Source organism: Bradyrhizobium sp. ORS 86, from assembly GCF_045571475.1.
Classification (GTDB): Bacteria; Pseudomonadota; Alphaproteobacteria; order Rhizobiales; family Xanthobacteraceae; genus Bradyrhizobium.
In genome coordinates, this window is the sequence record NZ_CP120699.1 from 430392 (window position 1) to 454849 (window position 24458).

The window sequence follows — 24458 nt, forward strand, 5'->3', positions numbered from 1 at the left end:
TTCATGCGCGGTGATAGGGGTGGCCAGCCAGAATGGTGGCGGCTCGATAGATCTGTTCCAGGAGCATGACGCGGACCATTTGATGCGGCCAGGTCGCGGAGCCGAATGCAATACGTAAGGATGCCTTGCGCTGCAATTCGGGCGAAAGTCCGTCCGCGCCGCCGATCACGAAGACTGTATTTGCAATTCCCTCGTCGCGCCAGCGGCCGAGCTGTTGGGCGAAGCTTGCGCTGTCGATGCTCCTGCCGCGTTCGTCGAGCGCGACCAGCAGATGCTTTCCAGGCAGCGCAGCGGAGATCGCCGCAGCCTCTTCGGCGATGCGCGCGGCGGAATCACGCGCGCGACTTTCGGCGATTTCATGAATCTCGATGCCGCGAAAGCCGAGCTTGCGGCCGATGTCGTCGAAGCGCTCGCGATAGCGCTCGGCGAGCTCCCGTTCCGGGCCCTGCTTCAGGCGGCCGATGCAAATCACAACGAAGCGCATCAACGCAGACTAGCTGCGCTGCCGCCGATTCGCATCGGCTTCGATAGGCCTTAGACCGCCGCGACTGCCGGGTTCTGAGCCCACAACCGCTCGAGATTGTAGAACTCACGCACCTCGGGTCTGAACACGTGCACGATCACGTCGCCGGAATCGATCAGCACCCAGTCGCAATTGGGCAAGCCCTCGACATGGATGCTCTTGACCCCGTTTTCCTTCAGGCCCTTCGTCACATTTTCCGCGATCGCACCGACGTGCCGGTTGGCCCGGCCCGAGGTGATGATCATGTAATCGGAATATGCAGATTTGCCGCGGAGGTCGATGGTGACCGTCTCTTCCGCCTTCATATCCTCGAGGCGGGAGAGGATCAGGCTCAGCGTCTTGTCGGCATCCGGTTTGTTGGCGTCCGGTTGCGCCTGCAAGGCCGCGTTTTTCGTCGATGTTTTACGCGCAGTCTTGGGAACCTTGGGTAAAACAGACTTGGACAATACAGATGTGGCCAGGGACCATTCCTTTCACTGTATCGCGGGTGCCGAATCCTCGGCGCCCACACATCATACTACGCATGTGGGGTTAATGGTTTCAATATTCCAGTAACCCTCCTGTGCTTCACGCCGTCCTCCAGCTCCCGTCCGGGTTCCGAAGGCCGGTCGAAGACAACTTGGATTTCATTCCTGTCAGGAACACCCAGGCCGGGGCGCGCTGGTCGGCCAGCCGGGTCGCCTGGTTCTCGGGCAAGCGGTAGCGCGCGAGCGCCTGTGCCGCCGGTGCGGCAAGAGCGCGGAAACTCTGGGGCGGGCGGTCGATCACGGCAATCGGCACATCGGAGGCGATGCGCCGCCAGTCTTTCCAGCGATGGAACTGCGCAAGGTTGTCAGCGCCCATGATCCAGACGAAGTGCACGCCGGAGACACGGCGGCGCAAGTGGATGATCGTGTCGACAGTGTAGCGCGTACCAATGACAGCTTCGAGACAACTGATGTCGATGCGCGGATCATCGGCAACGCGGTGCGCTGCGTCGGCCCGTTCCGCAAGCGCACGCAGGCCGTCATGGTTCTTCAGCGGATTGCCCGGCGTCAGCAGCCACCAGACCCGGTCGAGTTGCAGTCGCTTGATGGCAAACAGGCTGATGGCGCGATGCGCCGCATGCGGCGGATTGAACGAGCCGCCGAGCAACCCAATGCGCATGCCGTTGGTGTAGAACGGCAGCGCCTTGGCTGCGGAGTACGGCACGGTCGAAGCTTGCTGCAATGGTCTACCGTGCGCGGGCGACAATGATCACGGCCGCGTCTGCCCGGTGCCGCGGACGCGGTATTTGAAGCTCGTCAGTTGCTCGGCGCCGACCGGGCCACGCGCGTGGAATTTGCCGGTGGCGATTCCGATCTCGGCGCCGAAGCCGAACTCGCCGCCATCGGCGAACTGGGTCGATGCGTTGTGCAGCACGATCGCGGAGTCGACCTCGCTCAGGAATTTCTCGGCGGCCTTGGCGTCCTCGGTCACGATCGAATCGGTATGGTGCGAGCCGTGATCGTGGATATGCGCGATCGCCTCGCCGACCCCGTCGACGACGCGAGCGGCAATGACGGCGTCGAGATATTCGGTGTCCCAGTCCTCGGCGGTTGCCGGCTTGACGCGCACATCGACCTTCTGCACGGCGTCGTCGCCGCGAACCTCGCAGCCGGCATCGAGCAGCATCTCGACCAGCGGCTTCAGGCTGGTCGCCGCGGCAGCGCGATCGACCAGCAGCGTCTCGGCCGCACCGCAGACTCCGGTGCGGCGCATCTTGGCATTCAGCACGATCGACTTCGCCATCTCGAGATCGGCGCCGGCATCGACGTAGACGTGATTGACACCTTCGAGATGCGCAAACACCGGCACGCGCGCTTCCGCCTCGACACGCGCGACCAGGCTTTTCCCTCCGCGCGGCACGATCACGTCGATGCCGCCATTGAGCCCCGACAGCATCAGGCCGACGGCGGCGCGATCGCGCGTCGGCACCAGGCTGATGGCAGCTTCCGGCAAGCCGGCTTCGCGCAGACCCTGCACCAGGCAGTCGTGGATTGCGCGGCAGGAGCGGAAGCTGTCCGAGCCGCCGCGCAGGATCACGGCATTGCCCGACTTCAGGCACAGCACGCCGGCGTCGGCGGCAACATTGGGTCGGCTCTCGAAGATCACGCCGATCACGCCGAGCGGCACCCGCACGCGCTCGATCGTCATGCCATTCGGCCGCTGCCAGCTCTCGGTGATGGAGCCGATCGGATCGGCGATCTCGCGCACGGTCGCAACCCCATCGGCCATGCCGTCGATGCGCGCTTGCGTCAGCGTCAGGCGGTCGAGGAAGGCCGAAGTCGTGCCGGCAGCGCGCGCCTCCGCGACGTCCTCGGCATTGGCCGCCAGGATGGCCGCCGCGTTGGCACGGATCGCGCGTTCGATCGCGGTGAGCGCGCGGTTCTTCTGCTCCGGCGGCGCCAGCGCCAGCACGCGCGCGGCCATGCGCGCCTTGGCGGCGAGGTCGGTCATCAGGGCTTCGAGATCGGCGTTACCGTCGATCGCCTTCAGAGGCGCGGTCATGGTCGTCCCAGCTTTTCGATTAGCGCTATGTTCTAGCATGGCAATTGAGGGGGTGGCGAGGCACGGAACCGGCATGGCAGATGGGCGGCCGGCCGCCGGCAAATCGGCCAATGGCCTATTTGGCCGGGACTGTCCCGGCCGGACCGACCACCAGATCGTCGCGATGGATCATCTCGGACCGGCCGCTGGTGCCCAGAATGGCCATCACCTCCGGCGAGGAATGGCCTTTGATCCGCTCGGCCTCCTCGGCGTCGTAGGCAACCAGACCGCGGCCGATCTCATGGGTGTCGGGGCCGCGCACCACCACGGCATCGCCGCGGGCGAACTGGCCGTCGACCCTGATAACGCCGGCCGGCAGCAGGCTCTTGCCGGCGCGCAGCGCATTCACCGCGCCGGCGTCGATCGTCAAGGTGCCCTTCGGCTCCAGCGAGCCCGCAATCCAGCGCTTGCGAGCGGTGATCGGATTGGCCGGGGTCAGAAACCAGGTGCAGCGACCGCCATCGGCGATTGCGGCAAGCGGATGCTCGATCTTGCCCGAGGCGATCAGCATATGCGTGCCGGCGGTGGTCGCGATTTTTCCGGCCTCGATCTTGGTGGTCATGCCACCGCGCGACAGTTCGGAGCCGGCGGAGCCCGCCATCGCCTCGATCTCCGCGGTGATGCTTTCGACGACCGGGATCAGTTTCGCATCGGGATCGACCGCCGGCGGCGCGGTGTAGAGGCCGTCGATATCCGACAGCAGGATCAGCAGGTCCGCACTCGCCATGGTGGCGACGCGGGCGGCGAGGCGATCATTGTCGCCGTAGCGGATCTCGTTGGTGGCGACCGTGTCGTTCTCGTTGATAACCGGCACCGCGCGCCATTCGAGCAGCTTTGCGATCGTCGAGCGTGCGTTGAGATAGCGCCGCCGCTCCTCGGTATCCTGCAGCGTGACGAGGATTTGCCCTGCGCCGATGCCGTGACGGCCGAGCACCTCGGACCAGATCCGCGCCAGCGCGATCTGCCCGACGGCGGCTGCGCCCTGGCTCTCCTCGAGCTTCAGCGGTCCGCGCGGCAGTTTGAGACGGCTGCGGCCGAGCGCGATCGAGCCCGACGACACCACCATGACCTCGCGGCCTTCCTTGTGCAGCTTGGCGATATCGTCGACCAGCGCCGACAGCCACGCCGCGCGCACCTCGCCGGCCTCGGAATCGACCAGCAATGATGAGCCGACCTTGACGACGATGCGGCGGAAATTCTTGAGCGCGGGGCGTTTCATGGGTTTGGTCTAGCAGGAAGGTGGAAGCAATACGCGCCCCAATGTGGCTTGGGAAGTGCAAGAGGTGCGCGGCCGCGCCGTTCAACCCTGCGGCACCGGGGTCGCCCACGGCTCCGCCTCGCCCTTGGCCTTGCTGGACACCGGCGCCTCGCCGATCACCTCGACCAGCGCGCGAAGCGCGTCTTGCACGCCTGCACCGGTGGCCCCCGACAGCAGCAGCGGCGTCTTCTTCGCGGCCCGTTTCAGCCGGTCCTTCTGCTTCTTCAACTCGTCCGGCGCGACCGCGTCGATCTTGTTCAGCGCGACGATCTCGATCTTGTCGGCCAGATGGCCCTCATAGGCTTCGAGCTCGGTGCGCACGGTCTTGTAGGCCTTGCCGGCATGCTCACTTGTTGCGTCCACCAAATGCAGCAGCACCCGGCAGCGCTCGACATGGCCGAGGAAACGGTCGCCGAGGCCGGCGCCTTCATGCGCGCCTTCGATCAGTCCGGGAATATCCGCCAGCACGAATTCGCGGCCGCCGAAATTCACCACACCGAGCTGCGGGTGCAGCGTGGTGAAGGGATAGTCGGCGATCTTCGGCCGCGCCGCACTGACCACCGACAGGAAGGTCGATTTGCCGGCGTTGGGCAGGCCGACGAGGCCGGCATCGGCGATCAGCTTCAGCCGCAGCCAGATCCAGCGCTCCTCGCCGGTTTGGCCGGGATTGGCATTGCGCGGCGCGCGGTTGGTGGAGGATTTGAAATGCGCGTTGCCGAAGCCGCCATTGCCGCCCTTCGCCAGCACGAATTTCTCGCCGAGCTTGGTGAAGTCGTGGATCAGCGTCTCGCGGTCTTCGTCGATCACCTGGGTGCCGACCGGCACCTTCAGCACGATCGCCTTGCCGTTGGCGCCATGGCGGTCCTTGCCCATGCCATTGCCGCCCTTCTGCGCCTTGAAGTGCTGCTGGTAGCGATAGTCGATCAGCGTGTTCAGGCCGTCGACGGTCTCGATGATCACGTCACCGCCGCGGCCGCCATTGCCGCCGGAGGGGCCGCCGAACTCGATGAACTTCTCGCGCCGGAACGCGACGCAGCCGTTGCCGCCGTCGCCGGAGCGAATATAGACCTTTGCTTCATCGAGGAATTTCATAATGCGCTCTAGTTAGGGCAGGGTGGCCGCGGCGGCAACCCGGAAGCGCCCTGACTTCGGCGAAAAGCCTTAATTTTCGGGCCTTTTTAGGACCCGCGGCCTATGTCGGCCGGCGCCGCACCAAGAACTTTTGCACCCCCTCCAGCACCAGCTCGCGGCGCTGGTTGTGCACGGTCGAGCGCAGCGTCACCACGCCGGTGGTGCGGCCCGGGGCGAGTTCGATCACTTCCAGCGCGGGGTAGATGGTGTCCCCGGCATAGACCGGTTTGAGGAACTTGCTCGATTGCTCGAGGAAGCCGATCAGCGACTCCTCCACGACATAGGGAAACAGTCCCGCACCCGGCGCGGTGTGCACCAGGGTCTGGAAGCCATGCGCAAGCAGGTCCGGCATGCCGCGTGCGCGGCAATATTCGACGTCGTAGTGGATCGGATGGGTGTCGCCGCTCGCGGTCTGGAAGGCGGCGAACACGGCGGAGGTCTGGGTGCGGCTCGGGATCACGAAGCGCTCGCCGAGCACAAAGTCCTCAAACCAGCGCTGCGCGGTCACCATGCGATGCTGGGTGGGGTCGAACTCGGTCATGCGGCGTATCCTGCACTGTTTCTTGAATGGCTGATCCACCGGTAGCCCCAGGTGCCGGACTGCGACAATTGGTGCGATACGCAACCCCCGGGGTTGTCCCGTGCTGCCACGTCGCTAAAACCGGGAACAAGAGCCCGACTCACACGCGGCGGCGCCAAAGAGCGAAATGAGCCTGTTCGCAAAACTGTCCTCCTATGACGATCGATCGGCGCGGCTCGCCGGCATCGGCTTGATGCTGCTGTCGATCTTCATGTTCTCGTTCGGCGACGCGATGGGCAAATTCATCGTCGCGACCTATTCGGTCGGGCAGCTTCTGTGGCTGCGCGCCTGCGCGGCGCTGCTCGTGCTGCTGCCGGTGGTGTGGCAGCGGCGTGCGGATTTCCTGCATCTCGAGCGGCCGTGGCTGCAATTGCTGCGCGTCACGCTGTCGACGCTCGAGGTCGCGGCATTCTTCCTGGCGACCGTCTATCTGCCGCTCGCCGACGTCATCACCTATTACCTGGCGTGCCCGATCTTCGTCACAGCGCTGTCCGGCCTGGTGCTCGGCGAGCATGTCGGCTGGCGGCGCTGGACCGCGATCCTGATCGGCTTCTGCGGCGTGCTGATCGCGCTCAGGCCATCGACGCAGACGGTGAGCTGGCCCGCGCTGATCGCGCTCGGCGGCAGCACCTCGTTCGCGCTGCTGATGCTGATCACCCGCTCGCTGCGCGCGACCCCGGACATCGTGCTGACGACGTCGCAATTTTGCGGCACGTTCGCCCTCGGCGCGGTGCTGTCGCCGATCGGCTGGGTGACGCCGAGCGCCGGCAGCCTGGCATTGTTCGCGGCCGCTGGCCTCATTTCGGTCGCCGCGCTGTTCTGCGTGAATCGATCGCTGAAGCTCGCACCGGCCAGCGTCGTGGTGCCCTATCAATATTCGATGATCGTCTGGGCGGTGATCTTCGGTTTCGTGGTGTTCGGCGACGTGCCGTCCTGGGCCACGATCATCGGCGCCGCGATCATCATCGCGGCCGGCCTCTATATCTTCCTGCGCGAGCAGCAGCTCGGGCGCGAGGAGCCCGCGGTGAATCCGCCGGCGTGACCACACTGTCGTCCCGGCCAAGCCAACGGGTCGCGCGAATGCGCGCCCGATGACAGGCTCCGCGCGAGCCGGGACCCTGCCGCCGTTGCCGAGTACCGCGTTTGCCAAGACGATACTGAACGTGTGGCATTGCCTGCATCCACAATCGTCGTGCCTGCGAAAGCAGGGACCCATAACCAAAGGGTATTGTTGTTGAAGAGGATTGTAGCCCCAGCGTCGCGCAACAACTTCAATTCGTGGTTATGGGTCCCGGGTCAAGCCCGGGACGACACTGAATTTGTTGCACGGCCTGGTTCGCGGGGACGACGACTGTAATTGTGGAGCGGTCGAGCCTCAGCTCCGCCGTCGGGTCGAGTTGTTCCAGTTCTTCAGCGACGCCCAGACGCTGCGCGAGAGGCGGAAGCAGTCGACCGGGCTCGACGAGCCCAGCGCCTCGAAGCGGTGCAGCTCGACACCGCTCCACTGGAAGCCGCACTTCTCGAGAATGTTACGCGACGACGGGTTCACGACCCGGGCACCAGAGATCAGGTGGTCGAGGTCGAACTCCTCGAAGTAGTAATCGATCACCGCGCGCGCGGCTTCGGTGCCGAAGCCCTGGCCCCAATGGTCGACGCCGAGCCAATAGCCGAGCTCCGGCGTGACCCCGTCGCGCCAGTCGATGCCGACCATGCCGATCGGCGTGTGATTGTTCTCGATCAGGAAAACCGTTTCGCGTCCGCCTGCGGCCAGGGTTCGCACGAAGTCGATGGCATCGTCCTGGCTGTAGGGGTGCGGCAGGCGGCGGGTGTTCTCGGCGATGCGACGATCGTTGGCGAGGCGGGCAATTGCTTTTACGTCCGCGAGAGTCGGCTTGCGCAACGTCAGCCGTTCGGTCTCGAGGACGCAAGCTCTTGCTTCGCGCAAGGTCGTCGGCGTCGGGATGTCCTGCAACATGTCGGGCTCCTGTGATGCGAAAAAACTGTACGCAACGCTTGGAACGTCACGCGTGGTCGAAGGACGAACACGCGCAACAAAAAGGGGAGGCCGGTTATCCCGCCTCCCCTGGAGCCCTTTTCGACTCCGCCGGTTCAACAGGACCCGGCAGACTCGTGTGTGTCCACCGTCTACTCGGCCGCTTCCGCCATCGGGATAACCGATACGAATGTGCGGCCGTTGGCTTTGGCACGGAACTCGACATGACCCTCGATCTTGGCGAAGAGAGTATGGTCGGTGCCCATGCCGACATTAAGGCCGGGATGCCAGGTGGTGCCGCGCTGACGCGCGATGATGTTACCGGGGATCACGCGCTCGCCGCCGAACGCCTTGATGCCAAGGCGCTTGCCCTTGGAATCACGTCCGTTGCGCGATGAACCGCCTGCTTTTTTGTGAGCCATAGCTCGTCTCCGACTTCGCTTTGATCTTTAGATCAATTCCTTGACGGAATCATTTCACATTTTGTCACGCTTCAATTCGCGAAGCGCGATGATCACTTCTTCTCGCTTTTGCCGGCGGCTTTCTTGGCCGGCTTCGGTGCTGCGTCCTCGCCCTCGGCGGGAGCAGCGACCTTTTCCTTCTTCGGCCGCGGGCCGATGGTCGGCTTGGCGTTATCGGCGAGGATCTCGGTGATGCGAAGCACCGTGAGCTCGTCGCGATAACCGCGCTTGCGGCGTGAATTCTTGCGGCGACGCTTCTTGAACGCGATCACCTTGGCGCCGCGCTTGTGCTGCAGCACCTCGGCCGCAACGGACGCGCCTGCCACGGTGGGCGTTCCCAGCACCGGCGTGTCACCGCCGAGCACCAGAACTTCGCCAAGCTGCACGATCGTGCCGACGTCGCCGGCGATCTTGCCTATCTCGAGTACATCATTCGGAACGACACGGTACTGCCGGCCGCCGGTCTTGATGACTGCGAACATCGTTTGATTCCTTCGTGTTCGATCCCAACCTCGGACGTATCGCCCGGGTCGGCTTTTTGTTCAGTCGCTATGGGTTACGATTTTCGCGCGAAGGGAACGAATTCCCCGAAACGGCTCGCGCAAAAACAAGCGGCGCGAGCAATCCCCCGCGCCGGATGGAGCGGACTTATAGCCGCAAACCGCCGAGAGTCAAGGCAAAGCAGGGCAAAAACCCGCCAAAAATGAAGGATTTGGCGCCGTTTTTGACCCTCCGACCACAGGTAACCCCGGCACCGGGAGAAACCAACGGGTTCCCTACCCGTTGTCCTCCAGCTCGCCAATGGGCAGAGGATACATGGCTGACAATATTGCAACCAGCACCACCGGGATTGCCCGGCACGGCGCCGCGCGGCTGCCGTCGGTCGATGTCGACAGCTTCAATATCGAGCTTCGGGATGAGGATGGTTTCCTCGGCGATCGTGCCTCCAAGGGCGCGTTCCGCAAGATTTTGGACCGCTGGCGCAAGCCGCTGCGCAAATCGGGCGAGGACCCATTCGGCGGCGAGCCGTCGGACAAAATCAGCAAGAAAAAGCTCGATGAGATGCTGGTCGGCAAGGATACCGAGGCGTCCGCGGTGGTCCACAGCGCGATCGAGGAGTTCGCCCAGGAGCTCGCCCATGTGACGCGTCGCTTCCTCAACACCAAGAGCTGGGCCGGAACGGAGCGCATCGTGGTCGGTGGCGGCTTTCGCGAAAGCCGCATGGGTGAACTCGCCATCGCCCGCACCGAGATCATCCTGAAGTCCGAGGATCTCAAGGTCGACATAGCGCCGATCCGCCTTCACCCCGACAGCGCCGGCCTGATCGGCGCGCTGCATCTGGCGCCATCGTGGATCTTCGAGGCTCATGACGGCGTCCTGGCGGTCGATATCGGCGGCACCAATATCCGCTGCGGCGTGGTCGAGACACGCTGGAAGAGAGCCCCCGACCTCTCCAAGGCGACAGTCTGGAAGTCGCAGCTATGGCGCCATGCCGATGACGAAGCGACCCGCGAAGGCGCGGTGAAGCGGCTGGTGAAGATGCTGAAGGATCTGATTGCCGACGCCGAGGCCGAGGGTCTGAAGCTGGCGCCGTTCATCGGTATTGCCTGCCCCGGCGTCATCGATGAGGACGGCGGGATCGAGAAGGGCGCGCAGAATCTGCCGGGCAACTGGGCCAGCAGCAGATTCAACCTCCCGGCGAGTCTGGCCGAGGCGATCCCCGAGATCGGCGGCCATGACACCGCAATCGTGATGCACAATGACGGCGTGGTTCAGGGGCTCGCAGAGGTCCCCTACATGCAGGACGTCGAGCGATGGGGCGTGCTGACCATTGGGACCGGGCTCGGCAATGCCCGCTACACCAATCGCCGCAGGGAGAGCGGCAGGGACGCGAGGAAGGCCAGGAACGACAGCGGAGACCAAAAGAGCGACAAGAAGGCAAAAAAGGCCAGAGCTTGAGGTCCGCGGTCAGCCTCGGCTCTGGGCGCCTGGCGCGGTAAGGTTGACAGGTTAGGTTAAGATCGGCTTCGCGTTGCCGATCCCGGGCGGGTTGCTACCGTTCCTATGTCGCTCGCGCTGGCTAGCGAAGCCGCACTTCCAGGCCGGCAATTTTTCAAGCAGCGGCAAGGGACCGCCAGTATTTTTTGTCGCGTCTGGCGGTCCCACCCGTCTTCTACCTCCAATTGATTCGCTCGAAGAACCCTGCGATCTCAGAGGCCGCGCAGTCGGGATCCTCACGATGCGGGAAATGCCCGACGTCGGGAAACATCTTCAGGTCGAGATCGGTGAAGGTCTCGCCCAGCCGGTCGGTCCAGGCATAGGGAAACAGCGGATCGTGCTCTGCCCAGCGGATGCAGGTCGGCACCGCGATCGGCGGCAGTGCCGGGGCCTCGCCCTGCATCATCTTCACCCGCGCCGCATGCGCTGCGCGGTAATGCGCGAAGCCGCCGGCGAGGTTGCCGGGCTTGAGGAAATTGTCGGTGAAGGCCTCGAGCACGTCGTCGAATGAGGCCTTGCGGTGCGACCAGTTGCGCAGGAAATGCCCGATATAGCTGCGGCAATTCTCCCGCGTCGCGCCGATCAGCGCGGGCGCCATCTCCATCTGGTGAAACGTCTGGTACCAGATCTGATTCAGCCGGTCGGGCGCGGCCATGCGCGGCCCGATTCCGGGATAGACGAAATCGAACAAGAACAGGCCCGTCAGCCGCTCCGGCGCCTTGCGGGCCAAGGCCTGCATCACCGCACCACCGACGTCGTGGCCGACGACGCCGGCCGTCTCGATGCCGAGCGCGTCCAACAGCGCCAGCATGTCGTCGGTATGTTGATCGGAGCCGTAAGGACCATCGGGCTTGTCGCTGTCGCCAAAGCCGCGCAGGTCGGGGGCAATCAGCGCGAAGCGATTGGCCAAGCGGGCCATCACCGGCTCCCAGGTCAGCCAGAATTCCGGCCAGCCGTGCAGCAGCAGCAGCGGCCGGCCGCTCCCGGTCCTTGCCACGTGGAACGCCGCGCCATTGGCTCGAATCGTTACATGCTCCATCGCCCGCTCCCATTCTGTCAGGCGCGACGCGGGGCCGGCCTGGCCAGAACCGCGGCGCTAGCGCTTTGTTTCCCCGCGGTTTCTTCGCTCGCGCCGATGGTCGCCGCGTCCCGACGTCGCCGTGACGGAAATATTATTGCAGCGCCTTGTCTGGCTCGCCAACCTCGCCTAGAACACGCCCCGACCGCGGGTGGCGCAAATCACCCGGGCCACTGGAGAGGTGGCAGAGTGGTTGAATGCACCGCACTCGAAATGCGGCATAGGTGCAAGCCTATCGGGGGTTCGAATCCCTCCCTCTCCGCCACGTGCATACTGTCCAGCCCGGAGACATGGGTAACAGGTCGTACCTAAGACATGGATGACGACCTCGTGCCGAGCGGGTTGTCGAGGGGGTGCAGGCCTTCACGCGAGCGGTGCGCCGGATGATCTCGCTGATCTCGGAGGCGCGATATCCTGGATAAAATCCCTGAGAGCCTCGGTGTCGAACGGCTTACGGAGTATCTTCAGATTTGGTGGAGCTGCCTTGGCAGCATCGCTGTAACCGGTCGTAAGGGCCACGGGCAAACTGGGATACCGCGACCGAATTTCTCTCGCCAGCCCAACGCCATCGATGGTTCCTGGCATGACGATGTCGCTGAAGACGAGGTCGATCTTTGTGCCGGCTTCGAGCAGCTTTAACGCCGCTTCGGCCGAATCCCGATAAACGGTCTCATAGCCGAGATGCTCGAACAGCGAGGATGTCACATCCGCCACATCAGCGCTGTCGTCGACAACGAGAACCGTCTGCCGCGGCGGATGCTGTGCTCTTGTTCTGGCCGCGGCGAGCGCTTTGCTGGTGATTTGCTCCTCTGCACAAGACGGCAGATAGATCGTGATCGTCGTTCCCTGTCCGACCTTGCTGTCTGCTGTCACCGTTCCGCCGGCCTGGTGCGCAAAACCATAAACTTGAGACAGACCGAGCCCCGTGCCTTTGCCGACCTCTTTCGTCGTGAAAAATGGATCGAACATCTTGGACAGAAGGTTCGGCGGAATGCCGGTGCCGGTATCGCTGAGCGCGATCGCAAAGAAGACCTTCCCATGGCGATCGTCGCCGGTTTTCCGGTCTACAGTCACGGCATGAACGGATAGCGTGAACGTGCCGCCGTTCACCATCGCGTCACGCGCGTTGACGGCTACGTTGACGATCGCGAGCTCGAGCTCGGCGAGGTCCACCTTGACCGGCGCAGCGTCGCCGCCGACGTTCTCGTTGTAGACAATGTTCCCGCGCAGCGAGCTCTCGATCATGGTCCGCATGTTCTTGATCGACGCATTCAGATCAACGACCGTCGGGCTGAGGTGCTGATGGCGAGAGAATGTCAGCAATTGCCGCGTGAGGCTTTCGCCGCGCTTGGCCGCGGTCTGTATGGCTTCGATTGCTCGTGGCAATTTTGGATCGAGCAGGCGTGCAAAGATCTGGGCGCTGCCTCCAATGATCATCAATAGATTGTTGAAGTCGTGCGCAATCCCACCGGTCAGTTTGCCGATTGCCTCCATCTTTTGAGACATCGCGAGCTGCTCGCGTGCCTGGACCAGCTTCTCCTCCGCGTCGCGTCGCTCGGTTGCGTCCCGGAGTATGCTGATAAAACCGATCAGCTCGCCTGCGCTATCTCGGCTCGACGAGACTGACCCGGTGATGAAGAACGGCGTACCGTTTTTTCTGATGCGCCACCCCTCGACGTCGTGCTTGCCTTCTTGAATTGCCAGTTCCAGTGCGTGGGCTGGTGAACCGGCGCGGCGTTCATCCGGCCGATAAAAGATCCCGAAATGCTTGCCTATGATCTCTTCCGGGGTGTAGCCGATGATTTTTTGAGCGGTGCTGTTCCAGCTCGTCACGTGCCCCTCTTTATCAAGGGCAAAGATGGCGTAGTCGACAACGCCTTCGATTAGGCTTTGGAAGTGGCGCCTGACGTTGTCGAGCGCCAAGGCTTTCCGTTCAACTTGACGGTTCAGTTGGTCCTGGACAGCCCGCAAATGGGCTTCCGCGGTCTGGTGCGTCGCAATCGCCGCGGCCAAGGCAAGAGGCGGCGTCGATACGCTGATCGAGAGCACGAGCAACGATAATAGTGCTCCATTCAAATCAGCTTTCGGAAATGGATCGTTGCCTAGCGAGAAGCCCCACAGGGCCATTCCGATGAAAACGAGTGCGGCGGTCGCTACGTTGCATCGATTGCCGCGCAAGGCAGCCCACATCAAGGGCACCAAGACCAGAAAGCCCAGAAGGCTCCGATGCGGCAGCAGCGTGTTGAGGTCGTTGCTGATGAGGTCACCGCCGAACAGCGGGCCGTAAGCAGCGATCCCGATCACGCTTACCAGAGCGCAGACTGCGATCGTTTCCAATAGAATCCGTTCAAACGACATGCGTAGGGGCATCGTTGCCCAGAGCACGACGACCGGAGCAATCACCAAAGTCCCGGCTGCGTCTGCAAGCCACCAGGTTAACCAGGTGACGACGGAATCGGAAACGCCTGGTTCGCCGGCGAGAATGGATCCAGCCACGGCAATGGTTGAACTGATCACCGTGGTCGGCGCAAGGGAAATGGTTGCAAACTTCGCGATGCTGGTGGGGGTCGAAAACGTCTGCGGACCGTTCGACCAGCGACCAATCAGCCATGCCCCGGCAAATGCGGCAAGCAAAGTGCCGATCCCGACCGCGCCAAACTCCACGATCGATCGGTCGGACATGAGATAAGGAGAAACGACCCCCACCAGGATCGCGGGCCAGATCCGGTAGCCGCGCAGCATGACCAGGGCGAGCGCAAGCCCAGTCGGTGGCCATAGCGGCGTCGCGGCCGGGTTTATTGCGGGCAGGAATTGCGCGGACGCGGCGAGGCCGCCATAAATCGCGGCGACTGCCAGAAGTTCCGCCAGATAGCTTGCCGCGCCCCGGGCGCTGCCGAGATCGAAAAGATCTGCTTTACCAAGCCTTGCGCTTTCCATCACAAGCCTTTGCGGTGGGCCGTCAAAAATGCGCTGGGGACCCATCCGCTGTCCATGTTAGCCCAAGCAGGGCAATCGCGTTTCCAGCACGTCGATACCGCCAACCTCGCAATGCAGGTTTGACCAAAGCGTGGCCGCACGATGGTCGCTGAAGGGGCACCTGGCAAGTTCGAAACCAACCGCTCGGGCAGAATCATTGACCTAACGGGCTAATCGCGATCGGCAATGCCATGTCCGCCGCTGGGGCGAAGCGGCCCGGCCCGATCTTTGATCCGCTCTCGGGCATAGGTACCGAGATCGAACCTGCAGGTGACAGCAATGGCCTCGAGGAACGCCTCATCGTGGCTCACCACCAGTAGCGCCCCGTCATAGGCGCGCAATCCGGCCTCGACTGCTTCCATGGATTCGATGTCGAGATGATTGGTCGGCTCGTCGAGGATCAAAAGCGGTGGTGGCGCCGCGCCACCAAGGACACAGGCGAGGCCCGCCCGGAGCAACTGCCCGCCGCTGAGGCTGGAGACGCTCTGCAGCGCCGCATCGGCCCGGAACATGAAGCGTGCCAACGCCGCTCGGCATTCGTTCTCTCCGCTATCCGCATTGATGCGCCGGAAGTTGTCGAGGATGGAGGCCGACGCATCCAGCAGGCTAACCGTCTGATCGAACATCGCAAAACGGTTCACGACCTGCACCGTGCCGCGCGATGGCACCAAGTCGCCGCTGACGAGCTTGAGCAACGTCGTCTTGCCCGCCCCGTTAGGTCCGACGATCGCGACACGCTCCGGCCCGGCGATGGAGAAGGTGAGGCCACGGAGGACCGGCTCCTCCGGGCTGTAGCCGACATCAGCGGCCTCGATCCTGAGCACCATCTTGCCGGTGGGCAGGCGTGTCGGCGGCAGTTGCAGCGAGAACGGCTGAAGCACCTCGATGCGTTGGCGTGCTGCGGTCGCGAGGTCGAGCGCCTTCATCCGCCTGCGCTCAGCGAGGCGGGCGTTCTCGCCGCGCGTGTCCTCGCTGCGGTCCTTGCGCAGGCCCGCGGCAATGCGCGGCATGTCGCCCTTTGCGCGCTTGCGCTGGCCTGCGCCGTCCTTGCGCGCTTTCCGTTCGATCGTCTCCCGTTCCTTGCGGTCGATCTCGGCCACGCGCTTGTCGGCGCTCGCCAGGTCATGCCGGGCCGCGGCAAGCTCGATCGCCTTGCGTTCGCGATAGTGGCTCCAATTGCCGCCGTAGCGTCGAGCCTCCAGTGAGGTCAGTTCGACGATTGCATCCATGCTCTCCAGCAACGCGCGATCGTGGCTGACAATGATCGCGCCACGGTGCCAGCCGATGAGCAGGTCGACCACAGCCTTGCGTCCCTCGCGATCCAGATTGTTCGTGGGTTCGTCCAGCAACAGGAAGTCGGGCTCTGCGAAAATGAGTGCGGCGAGGCGCGCCCTGGTGGTCTGTCCTCCGGACAGGCTCGCCAGGGGGGCTTCGAGAACATCGCCCAGTCCGACGCGGTCGAGTGCGGCTGCAATGCGGACGTCCAGCGTCCAGTCGATATCCGCCAGCTCCTCGATGGTCGCATTGCCCTGTTCAGCGCGGCGCAGTGCGCCAAGTGCGCGGCGCGCGCCGAACAGATCGATGACGCATTCATCCGGCTTCACCTGAACCGTCTGATGCAGCAGTCCGACGCGGCCGCGGACCGAGACCGTGCCGGATTGCGGCGCGCGTTCCCCGGCGATCAAGGCAAGCAGCGTCGTTTTCCCGATGCCGTTGCGGCCGACAAGGCCGGTCCGTTCGGGTCCGAAACTCAGGTCGATGTTGGAGAGAAGGATCCGTCCGTCAGGCGCGGACAAGGTCAAATTGGAGAGCGTGATCGATGCTGGCATGGCGATGGATGTCTCCGTGGGCAAGGCTGATGGGCTTTGCTGTCCGGATGAAATCCATGGCCGTCGGCATCCTCTCGGATTGATGATTGAGTTGATGTAGTCGCCTGTGCAGTCAGGATCAAGGCGGGAAATGAAGCATCACGCCGGCGCAGTCACGGTCCAGCGGTCGGGGTCCGGCGTGTGGCCGATCAAAGCGAGGCCGTAGGCGATCGATTCGAACTGATCGGCCGAAGTCAGCCGCGCCTTGCCAAAGCGCTCCGCGAACAGGCGCTGCACCGCCGGCACGAATGAGGTGCCGCCGGTCAAAAAGACTTTCTCCACATCGTGCGTGGTGATGCCGGCCTTGGCCAGGGCTTCGTCGACCGTCACTCCCAGACGTTCGATGTCGTCGGCGATCCAGGCCTCGAAGTCGTCGCGCGTGACGGTCGCGGCAATATCGATGCCTTCGCGCGCAAAGCGGAATTCGACGCTGTCGCGGCTCGACAGCGCGACCTTGGCGTCGGACACCGCGCGATAGAGCGCAAAGCCGAGATCGTGGTCGACGATGGTGATGAAATCATGCAGCGGGGCGGGATCGAGCGCGGTGCGCGCAAGCTGCTGCAACTCGCGCAAATCGCCATTGCCCTTCATCATCGCGAGCTGATGCCAGCGGGCGAGGCTCGAATAATAGTGATTGGGTATCGGCAGCACCTTGTCGAACGAGCGGTAATTGGTGCCCTTGCCAAGCCGCGGCGAGACGATGTGGTCGACGATGCGATAGTCGAACGTGTCGCCGGCAATCCCGATGCCGGCGTGTCCCAGCGGCTCGGCGCGCAGCATGCCGCCCACGCGTGAGAAGCGCATGATCGAGAAGTCGCTGGTGCCGCCGCCGAAATCGGCGACCAGCACGGTCGCATCGTGATCGAGGCTGCGCGCGAAGGCGAACGCGGCGCCGACCGGCTCGTAGACATAGCGCGCGTGACCGGCCCCGAGCCGGTCAAACGCGGCCCTGTAGCGCTGCATGGCGAGCTCGTCATTGGGGTTGCCACCGGCAAACCGCACCGGCCGCCCGACCATGATGGTCGGTGCGCCGAGATCGAAGCCGTCGCCGGCATGGCGCGCCAGCGTGCGCAGGAACGCTGCCAGCAAATCCTCGAACTTGTAGCGTTGCCGGAAGATCTGCGTGGTGTTGAACGCCGAGCTCGCGGCAAACGTCTTGAACGACTGGATGAAGCGGTGAATGGTGCGCCCCTCCAGGAACTGCTCGATCGCCCACGGGCCGCCCTCGGCGCGCGGGTGCAGGCCGCTGCCCGGCCGCTCCTCCCAGAAGCACAGCGCCGACACGAAGACATTGTGTGTGCGGCCGCCATGGTCGAAACGGATCGCCTCGACGCGGCCGTCGCCGTCGGACAACGCGACCACGGTGTTGCTGGTGCCAAAATCGACGCCGATCGAGACGGCGGGCGAGGCGCTCGACATGTCATACTCTGATAGTGGGATGTGAAAGGGGGCGGACGTTTAGCGGCTTTGCCCGCGCTTGCCAACCCGATTGGACGCTATCCGAGTTGGGCCGGTTGCACCTCCCCTTGGAAAGGGGAGGTCGCTTTGCTCGCCAGAGCAAGCGGGTGGGGATCCACTCTCTCCGCCGAACGCATCGCCCGCGGCTGACCCCCATCCCGACCTTCCCCCTTTCAGGGTAGGGCAATCGCATTTGGGAGAAAACCGCCCTGCGGTCATCCTTCGAGACGCCCGCCTTTGGCGGGCTCCTCAGGATGAGGTCTTGTGTTGCGGCACAATAGTAGACCCTCATGGTGAGGAGCGCCGCTTGCGGCACGTCTCGAACCACGAGGCCGAGCACGTGCGCAGCCGCCCAAGGCGGCATATGCGATGGCCCTGCCTTTCAGGGGAAGGGGAAGAAAGATTGCGGCCCGATGACGTGGTTCAATCCTTCAAGGCGTAGGCGATCACATAATCGCCACGCTTGGTGCCGAACGAGCCGTGGCCGCCGGCCGCGGTGACGACATACTGTTTGCCGTCGGCCTCGTAGCTCATCGGCGTCGATTGGGCGCCGGCGGGCAAGCGATCTTCCCACAGCACCTTGCCGTCGCGCACGTCGTAGGCCCGGATCGTGTATTCATAGGTTCCGGTGTAGAACGCGACGCCGCCGGCGGTGGTGATCGGTCCTCCCAGCATCGGCACGCCCATCTTGAAGGGGAGCGGCAGTGGCGTGGTGTCCCTGATCGTGCCGTTGGGATGCTGCCAGATGATCTTCATGGTCTTGAGATCGATCGCGGCCATCGAGCCCCAAGGCGGCCTGTAGCACGGCACGGCGAGCGGCGAGAGGAAGTTCGAGATATCCACCCCGAACGGCGTGCCGTACATCGGCTGTACCCCAACCTCGCTGCCGACAGGCTTTTCGGCCGTCGGCGCCGGAGGATTTTGCGGGCCGCGCGGAATGAGCCTCGACACGAACGGCAGCGACATCGGATTGGCGATCGCGATCTGCCTGACAGGATCGATCGCGATGCCGCCCCATTCGAACATGCCGAGATTGCCCGGGAAGACCAGCGTGCCCTGCAACGACGGCGGCGTGAACGTGCCCTCGTAGCGCAATCGATGGAACATGATCCGGCACAGCAACTGGTCGAAGATCGTGCTGCCCCACATATCGGCGCCGGTCAGCTTCGCCTCCGGGCGGAAGGTCAGTTCGGAGAACGGCTGCGTCGGTGCAGAGTGGTCGCCGGGCGCGGCGCCCTGCGGCACCGGACGTTCCGGCGCCGGCACGATCAGTTCGCCATTTCTGCGGTCGAGCACGAAGATGTTGCCCACCTTGGTCGGCTGGATGATCGCGGGCACCACGCCCTTGGCCGTCGTGATGTCGACCAGGCTCGGCTGCGAGGGGACGTCCATGTCCCAGAGGTCGTGATGCACGGTCTGGTACGACCAGGCGCGCTTGCCGGTGTTGATATCGAGCGCAACGATGGAGCTCGAATAGCGCTCGACCAGCGCGTTGCGATTGCCGCCCCAGATATCCGGTCCATTGTTGCCGGTGGGGATGTAGACCAGGTTCAGTTTCGGATCGAACGAGGCCGTGATCCAGGAATTCGGCGAACCGTTGGTGTAGTGCCGCGTCGGCGACGGCAGCGCATTCTCGTCCGCCGCGGCCGAGTCCCAGGCCCAAACCAGCTTGCCGGTGTAGACATCGAAACCGCGCACCACGCCCGACGGTACGTCGACGCCGTAATTGTCGATCACGGCGGCGGCAACGACCAGGATCCTGTCACTGACGACGGGCGGGGACGTCGGCTCGAAGAAGCCGGCCGTCTTGTCGCCCATTCCCTGCTGCAGGTCGAGGATGCCGTGATCGGCAAAGCTCTCGCAGGGTTTGCCGCTGTCGGCATCGAGCGCGATCATGCGGCCGTCATTGACAGGCAGGAAGATCCGGCGGGGACATTCGGCGGGCGCAGGACTGCCGCTGCTGTCGACGGCGCCAGGCGCGGTCTCATGGTAGGAGACCCCGCGGCAGGTCATGTGCTGGAACGTCTTGTTGAATGTCAGCTTGGGATCGTATCGCCAGCGCTCCGTGCCGGTCTTGGCGTCGAGCGCAAACAGGATCTGGTGCTGCGAGCAGAGATAGAGCGTATCGCGCACCTTGATCGGGGTGACCTCGAAGGTGGTCTCGCCGGAATCGTTTGGTGTCGGCATGTCGCCGGTGCGGAAGGTCCAGGCGACCTTGAGGTTGCCGACATTGTCCGGCGTGATCTGCTTCAGCGGCGAATAGCGCTGTCCGAATTGCGTGCGTCCATAGGCACGCCAATCACCATCCGGTTGCGGATCGGCTTCGCTTTGCGGCACGGGGGAGCCGGATTCGGCAATCGTGCCGTTGATATCGTGATAGCTGGACAGCAGCCCGGCCACGAGCACGGTCGCAGCCGCCACCACTCCGACCCAGAGTGGGGCTGTTGCGCGCGCGTACGATACCGGCTCGTTTCGCACCAGTCCGCGAACGATCACTGGCGTGAGCAGCCACAGCGCCATCGGGAAGATGACGTCGCCGCGTGCCGCGAGCGGCCACCAGTCGAATCGCACCTCGTAGACAGCCCACGCCAGCGTGCCGATCAGCACGATCGCAAACAGCCAGAGTGCCGAACGGCGTTGCGCCAGCAACAACGCAGCCGTGGCGATAATGCCGGCGCCGAGGAAAACGTAGAAGATGGACCCACCCAATGCGGCGAGCCAAATGCCGCCGCCGGCAAGGACCAAGCCTATCAAGGCGTAGATGATACCCGTGATGAAGACTGCCCTGGATCGTGGCATGGTTGCTCCGGTGCGGAAGAGGGACTGGCCTTGTCCGGCGCAAGCGCAACTGACTCCGTCCGCCTTCAAGAAGCTTCGTCCAATCACCCGTGACTGGCAACCACAAATTGCCGCATCAACTCATGTCGCGTGGCGCTATGACGCAAAGGTGACGTATATCAGCGAAACTTGAATCGACGCGCTCTTCCAGTTCGGCGTGTCCGTTGCTCTATACCGTCCGGCCGGGCCTCACGGCACACCATGACTCGCAGGGAGACGCGGAATGACACTGAACCCCACGGCAGAAAATTATCGTGTCGCAGTCGGCGCTTACGAAGCAGGTCGGCCCAGCTATCCGGCTGATATCGTCGCCGCGCTGCCGCTTCAGGCCGCGCATTGTGTCGTTGATCTCGGCGCCGGAACCGGCAAGTTCACCCGCCTCCTGCTTCCGCATTTGTGTTCGACCGCGCGCCTGATCGCCGTGGAGCCCGTGCCGGAGATGTCCGCCAGGCTGGCGACGGAAGCGATCGTCGAGGTCATCAACACACGCGCCGATGCAATCGGCCTGGAAACGGGCAGCGTCGATCTCGTCACCTGCGCCCAGGCCTTCCATTGGTTCGACAACGAGCCGTCCGTCGCCGAGATCGCGCGGCTGCTGCGCTCTGGCGGAACGCTGGCGCTGGTCTGGAACAACAGGGATGACCGCACGCCATGGGTCGATGCGTTGTCCCGCATGATCGAACACTATGCGGGAGACGCGCCCCGGCAACGGACGGGCCGCTGGCGATGGATCCTGAAAGATCCGCGCTTCGTGCTCGACAAGGAAATCGTGCAGGAGCATCCGCATCGCATGCCGCGGCAGGATGTCTTCCAGCGCGTCGCATCGACGAGCTACGTCGCCAACCTTCCGGACGCCGAGAAGGCGATCCTTCGTGCAAAGACGGACGACATCCTGCGCGAGGCCGGTCTCGGCGACGCGGATGAGGTGGTGTTTCCTTACGTCACGCACCTCTATTTGCTGAAGCGGGTCTAGAACGCGTGGCGAGTCTTTCCTCGACGATCCGCTTCAGGCGCGGCAGCGCCATGCGCCAGTAGAACGCGGTATGCTTTGCGCCGGAGTCGGCGCCGATCTCCCATCCGTCCCCACGGCGCGGCGGTGACGGCGGCACGTGCTGGGTGACCGTCAGCACGGTTTCATTGCCGTCGGCTTCAAGTGCCATGGTAATTGTCGAATAGGACTCGGGAATATCCGGCAGACCGGACACCCGCGACCAATAGCTGTACGCGAGCCGCGACGGTGGTTCGACGTCGATGACGCATCCCTTGTCGCGGTAACGCCTTGCGCCAATCACCGCTTCGATCTCGATGGCCGCACCAATCCTCCAATCGGTCTTGAAATGGGCGTTGCGCCAGGTCTCGCCGGCGCAGGGATCGACGATCGCGTTCCAGACATGTATCGGCTCTGCCGCGATGCGGATCGATTCAGTGACCGACCGAAATGCCGAGGAAACGTCCTTCATTGAATGCTCACCGGCCGGGTGCGATCTTCCACTTTCCGTCTGCGCCATGGCGCAGTGCCGGGTCGCCGATGCGGACGTGTTGGGCGAGGAAATCGATGAAGGCCCGCACGCGCGCCGGCAACGGCCCGGCATGGCCGACATAGACCGCGTGGATGTCCTCGCGGTCGCCGGGATTGAGAGTCTGCAACACCGGCACCAGGCGGCCGGCCTCGATGTCGGGGCCGATATGGAATAGCGCCAGCCGTGCGAGCCCGATGCCGCCGAGCGTCAGTTGGCGTGCGGTCTCGCCGTCGCTGGCGCGTGCGACCGGCGGTGGCAGGGCTTCCTCGATCCGCTCACCGCGGCGGAACGGCCAGCCGCGGATGCTGCGTGGAAAGGTCCAGCCGATACCGCGATGGGCGGCGAGATCGGCCGGCGTCTTCGGTGTGCCGAAGCGGGCGAGATAGGAGGGGGCGGCGACAACGGCCATGCGGCTCGTACCGAGCTTGCGCGCGATCAGCCGCGAGGCGCCGAGCGGTCCGACGCGGATCGCGATGTCGGCGCGCTCCTGCATCAGGTCGACCAGCGTGTCGGTCAGCACGAGGTCGAGCGTGATGTCGGGGTGCTCGCTCATGAAGCGCGGCAGCAGCGGCATCACGTGCAGCATGCCGAACGGAATGTTGCTGTTGACGGTGAGGTGGCCGCGCGGCACGCAGGAGGCGGCCTCGCGCTCCGCCTCATCGATGTCGGCGAGGATGCGCTGGGCGCGCTGGTAGAAGGCCTGGCCTTCCTCGGTGAGCTGTAGCTTGCGCGTGGTGCGGTTGACGAGCCGGGTGCCGAGCCGTGTCTCGAGCCGGGAGACCAGCTTGCTGACGCCCGAGGGCGTCAGGCGCAGGCTGTTCGCCGCGGCGGTGAAGCCGCCGAGATCGACGACGCGGACAAAGACATCCATTTCGCCGGAGCGGTTGGTATCGAGACGAGCCATATTGAATTCATGTCACAAATGATTGGATTGAGGCCATTCTAATCCTTTTGGAACCTGACCGCTATGTCGCATCGCGGAAATCCCATTCGTTCCGGAGCGACCCATGCCTGCTGCTGTACTTGCCCTGACCGCCGGTGCCTTTGGCATCGGCACCACCGAATTCCTCATCATGGGGCTGTTGCTGCAGGTCGCCGCCGACATGCAGGTGTCGGTCTCCACCGCGGGACTCCTGATCTCCGGTTACGCGCTCGGCGTGTTCGTCGGCGCACCGATCCTGACGCTGGCGACGCGGCGGATGCCGCGCAAGGCGGTGCTGCTGGCGCTGATGGCGATCTTCACGCTGGGCAACGCGGCCTGCGCGCTGGCGCCGAGCTATGCGCTGCTGATGGCGGCGCGCATCCTCACCTCGCTGGCGCACGGCACGTTCTTCGGTGTCGGCTCGGTGGTGGCAACGAGCCTCGTCGCCGAAGACAAGCGCGCGTCCGCGATCGCGACAATGTTCATCGGCCTGACCGTGGCGACGTTGCTGGGCGTGCCGTTCGGTGCCTGGTTCGGCCTGATGCTCGGATGGCGCGCCGCGTTCTGGGCAGTGGCGGCGATCGGCGTCATCGCATTCGTGGTGCTGGCCGTGCTGGTGCCCGGCCATGTCGGAGCCAAGGACAAGCCGGCGCCGCTGCGCGAGGAACTTGCGGTGCTGGGGCGTCCGCAGGTCCTGCTCGGGCTGGCCATGACGGTGTTCGGCTTCGGCGGTCTGTTCGCGGTCTTCACCTATGTGCAGCCGATCCTGACGCGGCTCACCGGATTTTCGGATGCCGCGGTCTCACCGATCCTCTTGGTGTTCGGCGCAGGCCTTGCGATCGGCAATGTCGCAGGCGGACGGCTCGCCGACAAGGGAGTAGCGCGCGCGCTGCTCGTGACGCTCGGCGGCCTTGCCGTCGTGCTCGTGGCGCTCGCCGCTGTCGTCTCGATCAAGGCAATGGCCGTGGCGTTGCTGTTCGTGCTCGGCATCGCCGCGTTTGCGACCGTCGCGCCGTTGCAGCTTCGCGTGCTCGAAGCCGCCGGCGCGGAAGGGCGCACGTTGGCGTCGAGCCTCAACATCGCGGCCTTCAATCTCGGCAATGCGCTCGGCGCCTGGGCCGGTGGCGTGACGATCGATCGCGGTCTCGGCCTCGGCGCGCTGCCGCTGGTGGCCGCGCTCATCACCGCGGTCGGACTGCTGCTGGCGTTGTGGAGCCTGCGCCTCGATCGTCCCGCCGTTCTGGCGGCGCAGTGTCCGGCGGAATGAACCGGATCAGAAGGAGTTA

21 protein-coding genes and 1 tRNA gene are annotated in these 24458 nt (G+C 64.2%); 5 read left to right on the top strand and 17 right to left on the bottom strand.

Going from position 1 to position 24458, the window contains the following annotated elements; translation table 11 throughout:
* Nucleotide 1: 1 nt before the first annotated feature.
* The 7 genes from rlmH to P6U25_RS02045 form a co-directional block, all read right to left on the bottom strand.
* Nucleotides 2-484, bottom strand: a complete 483-nt coding sequence (rlmH, locus tag P6U25_RS02015) for a 23S rRNA (pseudouridine(1915)-N(3))-methyltransferase RlmH (protein ID WP_407149778.1) — start codon at nt 482-484, stop codon at nt 2-4.
* 50 nt (nt 485-534) lie between these two features.
* The gene (gene rsfS / locus P6U25_RS02020; protein ID WP_407152732.1) at nt 535-828 is read right to left on the bottom strand and encodes a ribosome silencing factor; all 294 of its coding nucleotides are present in this window, start codon (nt 826-828) and stop codon (nt 535-537) included.
* Nucleotides 829-1090: 262 nt separating this feature from the next.
* Nucleotides 1091-1669, bottom strand: a complete 579-nt coding sequence (locus P6U25_RS02025; RefSeq protein ID WP_407152733.1) for a nicotinate-nucleotide adenylyltransferase — start codon at nt 1667-1669, stop codon at nt 1091-1093.
* Nucleotides 1670-1759: 90 nt separating this feature from the next.
* Nucleotides 1760-3052 (bottom strand): glutamate-5-semialdehyde dehydrogenase, encoded by a 1293-nt coding sequence (locus tag P6U25_RS02030; protein ID WP_407149779.1) that lies wholly within the window; start codon nt 3050-3052, stop codon nt 1760-1762.
* Nucleotides 3053-3167: 115 nt separating this feature from the next.
* Nucleotides 3168-4310 (bottom strand): glutamate 5-kinase, encoded by a 1143-nt coding sequence (gene proB / locus P6U25_RS02035; RefSeq protein ID WP_407149780.1) that lies wholly within the window; start codon nt 4308-4310, stop codon nt 3168-3170.
* Nucleotides 4311-4391: 81 nt separating this feature from the next.
* Nucleotides 4392-5441 (bottom strand): GTPase ObgE, encoded by a 1050-nt coding sequence (gene obgE, locus P6U25_RS02040; protein WP_407149781.1) that lies wholly within the window; start codon nt 5439-5441, stop codon nt 4392-4394.
* Between the two features lie 100 nt (nt 5442-5541).
* A complete protein-coding gene (locus P6U25_RS02045) occupies nt 5542-6021 on the bottom strand; it encodes a MaoC family dehydratase (protein WP_407149782.1) in 480 nt (159 codons plus the stop codon).
* Nucleotides 6022-6187: 166 nt separating this feature from the next.
* On the opposite strand from P6U25_RS02045, the gene P6U25_RS02050 reads away from it, so the two are divergent.
* Nucleotides 6188-7102 (top strand): DMT family transporter, encoded by a 915-nt coding sequence (locus P6U25_RS02050; protein ID WP_407149783.1) that lies wholly within the window; start codon nt 6188-6190, stop codon nt 7100-7102.
* Between the two features lie 333 nt (nt 7103-7435).
* On the opposite strand, the gene P6U25_RS02055 is transcribed toward P6U25_RS02050, so the two are convergent.
* The 3 genes from P6U25_RS02055 to rplU form a co-directional block, all read right to left on the bottom strand.
* Entirely contained in the window at nt 7436-8035 is a 600-nt protein-coding gene (locus P6U25_RS02055) for a GNAT family N-acetyltransferase (protein ID WP_407149784.1), read from the bottom strand.
* A 170-nt stretch (nt 8036-8205) separates the two neighbouring features.
* Nucleotides 8206-8475 (bottom strand): 50S ribosomal protein L27, encoded by a 270-nt coding sequence (gene rpmA / locus P6U25_RS02060; RefSeq protein WP_028336337.1) that lies wholly within the window; start codon nt 8473-8475, stop codon nt 8206-8208.
* A gap of 92 nt (nt 8476-8567) precedes the next feature.
* Nucleotides 8568-8996 carry a 50S ribosomal protein L21 gene (gene rplU / locus P6U25_RS02065; protein WP_407149785.1) on the bottom strand — a complete coding sequence of 143 codons (429 nt, stop codon included), beginning with the start codon at nt 8994-8996 and terminating at the stop codon, nt 8568-8570.
* Between the two features lie 334 nt (nt 8997-9330).
* On the opposite strand from rplU, the gene P6U25_RS02070 reads away from it, so the two are divergent.
* The gene (locus tag P6U25_RS02070) at nt 9331-10473 is read left to right on the top strand and encodes an ROK family protein (protein ID WP_407149786.1); all 1143 of its coding nucleotides are present in this window, start codon (nt 9331-9333) and stop codon (nt 10471-10473) included.
* A 214-nt stretch (nt 10474-10687) separates the two neighbouring features.
* Here the strand turns inward: P6U25_RS02070 and P6U25_RS02075 are convergent, their stop codons facing one another.
* Complete coding sequence (locus P6U25_RS02075; RefSeq protein WP_407149787.1) at nt 10688-11551, bottom strand: alpha/beta fold hydrolase; 864 nt, start codon at nt 11549-11551, stop codon at nt 10688-10690.
* A 214-nt stretch (nt 11552-11765) separates the two neighbouring features.
* Here P6U25_RS02075 and P6U25_RS02080 point away from each other — a divergent pair.
* Nucleotides 11766-11855 (top strand) — tRNA-Ser (locus P6U25_RS02080).
* Nucleotides 11856-11953: 98 nt separating this feature from the next.
* Here the strand turns inward: P6U25_RS02080 and P6U25_RS02085 are convergent.
* From P6U25_RS02085 to P6U25_RS02100, 4 genes are all read right to left on the bottom strand, one after another.
* The gene (locus tag P6U25_RS02085) at nt 11954-14572 is read right to left on the bottom strand and encodes an MASE1 domain-containing protein (RefSeq protein WP_407149788.1); all 2619 of its coding nucleotides are present in this window, start codon (nt 14570-14572) and stop codon (nt 11954-11956) included.
* Nucleotides 14573-14736: 164 nt separating this feature from the next.
* Nucleotides 14737-16395: an ABC-F family ATP-binding cassette domain-containing protein gene (locus P6U25_RS02090; protein WP_407149789.1), complete on the bottom strand. Its 1659-nt coding sequence runs from the start codon at nt 16393-16395 to the stop codon at nt 14737-14739.
* A 138-nt stretch (nt 16396-16533) separates the two neighbouring features.
* Nucleotides 16534-17853 (bottom strand): Hsp70 family protein, encoded by a 1320-nt coding sequence (locus tag P6U25_RS02095; RefSeq protein WP_407149790.1) that lies wholly within the window; start codon nt 17851-17853, stop codon nt 16534-16536.
* A 462-nt stretch (nt 17854-18315) separates the two neighbouring features.
* Nucleotides 18316-20691, bottom strand: coding sequence for a glucose/quinate/shikimate family membrane-bound PQQ-dependent dehydrogenase (locus P6U25_RS02100; RefSeq protein ID WP_407149791.1), 2376 nt, complete (start codon nt 20689-20691; stop codon nt 18316-18318).
* Between the two features lie 262 nt (nt 20692-20953).
* On the opposite strand from P6U25_RS02100, the gene P6U25_RS02105 reads away from it, so the two are divergent.
* Complete coding sequence (locus P6U25_RS02105; protein ID WP_407149792.1) at nt 20954-21703, top strand: class I SAM-dependent methyltransferase; 750 nt, start codon at nt 20954-20956, stop codon at nt 21701-21703.
* Here the strand turns inward: P6U25_RS02105 and P6U25_RS02110 are convergent.
* Complete coding sequence (locus P6U25_RS02110; protein WP_407149793.1) at nt 21672-22190, bottom strand: SRPBCC domain-containing protein; 519 nt, start codon at nt 22188-22190, stop codon at nt 21672-21674. The genes P6U25_RS02105 and P6U25_RS02110 overlap by 32 nt on opposite strands.
* A 7-nt stretch (nt 22191-22197) precedes the next feature.
* Nucleotides 22198-23154 carry a LysR family transcriptional regulator gene (locus tag P6U25_RS02115; RefSeq protein WP_407149794.1) on the bottom strand — a complete coding sequence of 319 codons (957 nt, stop codon included), beginning with the start codon at nt 23152-23154 and terminating at the stop codon, nt 22198-22200.
* A 103-nt stretch (nt 23155-23257) separates the two neighbouring features.
* On the opposite strand from P6U25_RS02115, the gene P6U25_RS02120 reads away from it, so the two are divergent.
* The gene (locus P6U25_RS02120; protein WP_407149795.1) at nt 23258-24439 is read left to right on the top strand and encodes an MFS transporter; all 1182 of its coding nucleotides are present in this window, start codon (nt 23258-23260) and stop codon (nt 24437-24439) included.
* The last annotated feature ends 19 nt before the right edge of the window (nt 24440-24458 follow it).